Annotated in this window: 3 protein-coding genes; 2 read left to right on the forward strand and 1 reads right to left on the reverse strand. The window is 69.0% G+C overall.

Features of this window, described 5'->3' with window-relative positions; genetic code table 11:
- Positions 1 to 71: 71 nt before the first annotated feature.
- On the reverse strand, positions 72 to 1,409 hold the full coding sequence (locus ACFC0D_RS38170; protein WP_376446630.1) for an MATE family efflux transporter: 1,338 nt from the start codon (positions 1,407 to 1,409) through the stop codon (positions 72 to 74).
- 425 nt (positions 1,410 to 1,834) lie between these two features.
- Between ACFC0D_RS38170 and dnaB the strand changes: the two genes are divergently transcribed.
- Both dnaB and ACFC0D_RS38180 read left to right on the forward strand, forming a co-directional pair.
- Positions 1,835 to 3,322, forward strand: coding sequence for a replicative DNA helicase (gene dnaB, locus ACFC0D_RS38175; protein WP_376446632.1), 1,488 nt, complete (start codon positions 1,835 to 1,837; stop codon positions 3,320 to 3,322).
- 79 nt (positions 3,323 to 3,401) lie between these two features.
- Positions 3,402 to 4,368: serine hydrolase domain-containing protein (locus ACFC0D_RS38180; RefSeq protein ID WP_376446635.1), on the forward strand; the 967-nt coding region annotated here is incomplete at its 3' end.

Below are 4,368 nucleotides of genomic sequence, written 5' to 3' on the forward strand. Positions count from 1 at the left end.
CTCCCACTACCCTGACGCGCGGCCCCCCACCGGGGGGGGGGCCCCCCTTCCGCCGTTTCACGTGAAACACGTCAGCGGGTGGCTCCTGTGACGATCCACCGCCCGGAGCGGGAGCGCAGCCAGAGCGTCAGCATCCGGACGGTCATCATGAGCGTCATTGCCCACCACAGAGCCGTCAGCCCACCGCCCAGGGCGGGGACCAGGAGCGCGACCGGGGCGAAGACGGCCAGGGTGAGCAGCATGGCCCACGCCAGATAGGGGCCGTCGCCCGCTCCCATCAGGACGCCGTCGAGCACGAAGACCACTCCGGAGATGGGCTGGGACACGGCGACGACCAGCAGGGCGGGGAGCAGGGTGTCCTGGACCGTGGTGTCGCTGGTGAAGAGGGGAATGAAGAGCGGGCGGGCGACGATGATCAGTGCGCCCAGCACGATGCCGGAGACCACACCCCACTGGACCATGCGCCGGCAGACCTGTCGTGCGCCCTCGGCATCGTCGGCGCCGAGATACCGGCCGATGATGGCCTGTCCCGCGATGGCGATCGCGTCGAGGGCGAAGGCCATCAGGCTCCACAGGGCCAGGATGATCTGGTGCGCGGCGACCTCGGTGTCGCCCATACGGGCCGCGACGGCCGTGGCGATCATCAGGACCGCTCGCAGGGAGAGCGTGCGGACGAGGAGCGGGACGCCCGCCTGTGCGCTGGCGCGTATACCGGCCGCGTCCGGACGCAAGGAGGCGCCATGGCGTCTGGCGCCTCGGACGACCACGACGAGATAGGCGACGGCCATGCCGCACTGGGCGATCACTGTGCCCCATGCGGAGCCGGCGATGCCCATGCCGGCGCCGTACACGAGGCCCACGTTGAGGAGTGCGTTGGCCGCGAAGCCGCCGATGGCCACGTACAGCGGCGTACGGGTGTCCTGGAGGCCGCGCAGGACGCCCGTGGCGGCCAGAACGACGAGCATGGCGGGGATGCCGAGGCTGGAGATCCGCAGATAGGTGATGGCGTACGGGGCGGCGGTGTCCGAGGCGCCGAAGAGGTCGATCAGCCAAGGGGCTGTGGGCAGGGTGAGTGCGACGACGGCTCCACCCAGGAGGAGCGCGAGCCAGATGCCGTCCATGCCCTGGCGAATGGCGGCCTTGAGGTCGCCGGCTCCTACGCGGCGGGCGACGGCGGCCGTGGTGGCGTAGGCGAGGAAGACGAAGACGCTCACGGCGGTGGTGAGCAGGGCCGCCGCGATGGCAAGACCGGCGAGTTGTGGCGTGCCGAGATGGCCGACAATGGCGCTGTCGACCATGAGGAAGAGCGGCTCGGCGACGAGCGCGCCGAAGGCCGGGACGGCGAGCGAGATGATCTCTCGGTCGTGCTGCCGGCGGGCGGCCTTGGGGGTCGGGGGAGCCTGGGTCATGGATGCCAATCTAATCTTCCACAGGTAAGAGATGCAACGTAGTTGGGATCCTTACAAGTGTGGTGCTCCGGCCTTCGACTGTGCGCCGTTTGTTCTGATCTTGATCCCGAGGGGAAAGTTTTTCTCCCCCACAGCCCGTGGACGGAAAAAGGCCAGGTCAGGGCGGTGACTCGGGGGTGGCTATGAGTTTGTCCACATGGCTGTCCCCCGGTCCGTGCACAGGTTCTGCGGAGTTCTCCACAGCATCTGGTCGTTCACCCACAGGCCCTGTGGATAACCAGATTGGCTGACGGTGCCCGCGGGCCTACCGTGGTCCGGCGCCCGACGCGCCAGAAGCGGAGTCAAAGCCTCTTGTTTGTCCGAGCCGTGGCGTAAGAAAGATTGGCACGGCTAGGTCCGCGGAGCGGACGGGATGAGGTGGCTTGATGAGCATTCCTGAGCCCCTGGACGACCCCTGGGCCGACAGCGGACCGAGTGACCGGTTGCCTGTCGCACGACCCCGCGGCGAGGGCCGTGCGCGCGGACGGGGCCGGGAGGACCAGCACGACCGCGGCAGCGACAGCGGCCCGTGGGACAGCGGCCTCTCCGGCTTCGAGCGGGTGCCCCCGCAGGACCTCGACGCCGAGCAGTCCGTGCTCGGCGGCATGTTGCTCTCCAAGGACGCCATCGCGGACGTGGTGGAGATCATCAAGGGCCACGACTTCTACAAGCCGGCCCACGAGACGGTCTACGCGGCCATCCTCGACCTGTACGCCAAGGGCGAGCCCGCCGACCCGATCACGGTCGGCGCCGAGCTCACCAAGCGCGGCGAGATCACCCGCGTCGGCGGTGCCTCGTATCTGCACACCCTCGTCCAGTCGGTGCCGACCGCGGCCAACGCCGCGTACTACGCGGAGATCGTCCACGAGCGCGCCGTGCTGCGACGGCTCGTGGAGGCCGGCACCAAGATCACGCAGATGGGATACGCGGCCGACGGCGACGTCGACGAGATCGTGAACTCGGCCCAGGCCGAGATCTACGCGGTCACCGAGCAGCGCACCACCGAGGACTATCTGCCGCTCGGCGACATCATGGAGGGTGCGCTCGACGAGATCGAGGCGATCGGCTCCCGCAGCGGCGAGATGACCGGTGTGCCGACCGGCTTCACCGACCTCGACCAGCTCACCAACGGACTGCATCCGGGCCAGATGATCATCATCGCGGCCCGTCCCGCCATGGGTAAGTCGACTCTCGCCCTGGACTTCGCCCGGGCCTGCTCCATCAAGCACAACCTGCCGAGCGTCATCTTCTCCCTCGAAATGGGCCGCAACGAGATCGCGATGCGCCTTCTCTCGGCGGAAGCCCGGGTCGCGCTGCACCACATGCGCTCCGGCACCATGACGGACGAGGACTGGACCCGGCTGGCCCGCCGGATGCCGGACGTCTCGCAGGCCCCGCTCTACATCGACGACTCCCCGAACCTGTCGATGATGGAGATCCGCGCCAAGTGCCGTCGGCTCAAGCAGCGCGCCGGCCTGAAGCTCGTGGTCATCGACTACCTCCAGCTGATGCAGTCGGGCGGCTCCAAGCGGTCCGAGAGCCGACAGCAGGAGGTCTCGGACATGTCGCGAAACCTGAAGCTTCTGGCGAAGGAGCTCGAACTGCCGGTGATCGCGCTCTCGCAGCTGAACCGTGGCCCCGAGCAGCGCACCGACAAGAAGCCGATGGTCTCCGACCTGCGTGAATCCGGCTCCATCGAGCAGGACGCGGACATGGTGATCCTGCTGCACCGCGAGGACGCGTACGAGAAGGAGTCGCCGCGCGCGGGCGAGGCGGACATCATCGTGGGCAAGCACCGTAACGGCCCCACGGCAACGATCACGGTGGCCTTCCAGGGCCACTACTCCCGCTTCGTCGACATGGCTCAGACCTGATCAGGAGTTCGACGGGCTGAGTGTCCGCCCCGCGTGAAATGTGGTCGACTCCGGCGGGGGGACGGCGTTGGATCGGGGCATGACCTCACCCTTCGACGTTCTGCTTCCCAGCACCGAACGAGCCCTGCTGCACCGCGTTGCCGTCGCCCAGTCCGAGGGGAGGTCGCCCTCCCTCGTCGGGGCGGTGGCCCGCGACGGCGTGATGGTGTGGAGCGGCTCGCGCACCTGTGTCGACGGCCATGCCCCGGATGCCGATACTCAGTACCGGATCGGCTCCCTCACCAAGGTGTTCACCGCGGTCCTGGTGATGCGGCTCCGGGACGAGGGACTCCTGGATCTGAACGACCCGTTGGACAAGCACCTTTCGGGTACGGGCGTGGGCGAGGTGACCATCGCCCAACTCCTCGGGCACAGCGCCGGGCTCGCGGCCGAGACACCTGCGCCGTGGTGGGAGCGGACCCCCGGGACCGTCCGGCCGGAGCTGTCCGATGTCCTCGGCGACGAGCCCCGGGTCCACCCGGTGGGGCGCCTCCATCACTACTCCAACCCTGGTTACACACTGCTCGGTTCGCTGGTCGAGGCGGTCCGTGGAGTGTCCTGGGAGGAGGCGCTGCGCGGTGAGATCCTGGAGCCTCTCGGGCTGTCGCGTACGAGCGCGCAGCCGGTGGCTCCCCATGCCGGTGGCTGGGCCGTGCACCCCTGGGCCGATGTGATGCTGCCCGAACCGTCCGAGGATCTGGGGGTGATGGCTCCGGCCGGACAGCTCTGGTCGACGGCCGAGGACCTCTGCCGCTTCGCCGGCTTCCTTGCCCAGGGCGACGACCGGGTGCTCAGCGCGGCTTCCGTCGCGGAGATGCGGACGCCGGCTGCGGCGCCGGGAGCCGGTGAATGGGAGGGCGGCTACGGCCTCGGCATCCAACTGCTCCGCAAGGACGGCCGGACGCTGATCGGGCACACCGGCTCGCTGCCCGGTTTCGTCGCGTGTCTCTGGGTGAGTGTGGAGGACGGGGTGGCGGCGGTTGCGCTCGCCAACGCCACCTCGGGGC

The organism is Streptomyces sp. NPDC056222 (genome assembly GCF_042264065.1).
Classification (GTDB): Bacteria; Actinomycetota; Actinomycetes; order Streptomycetales; family Streptomycetaceae; genus Streptomyces.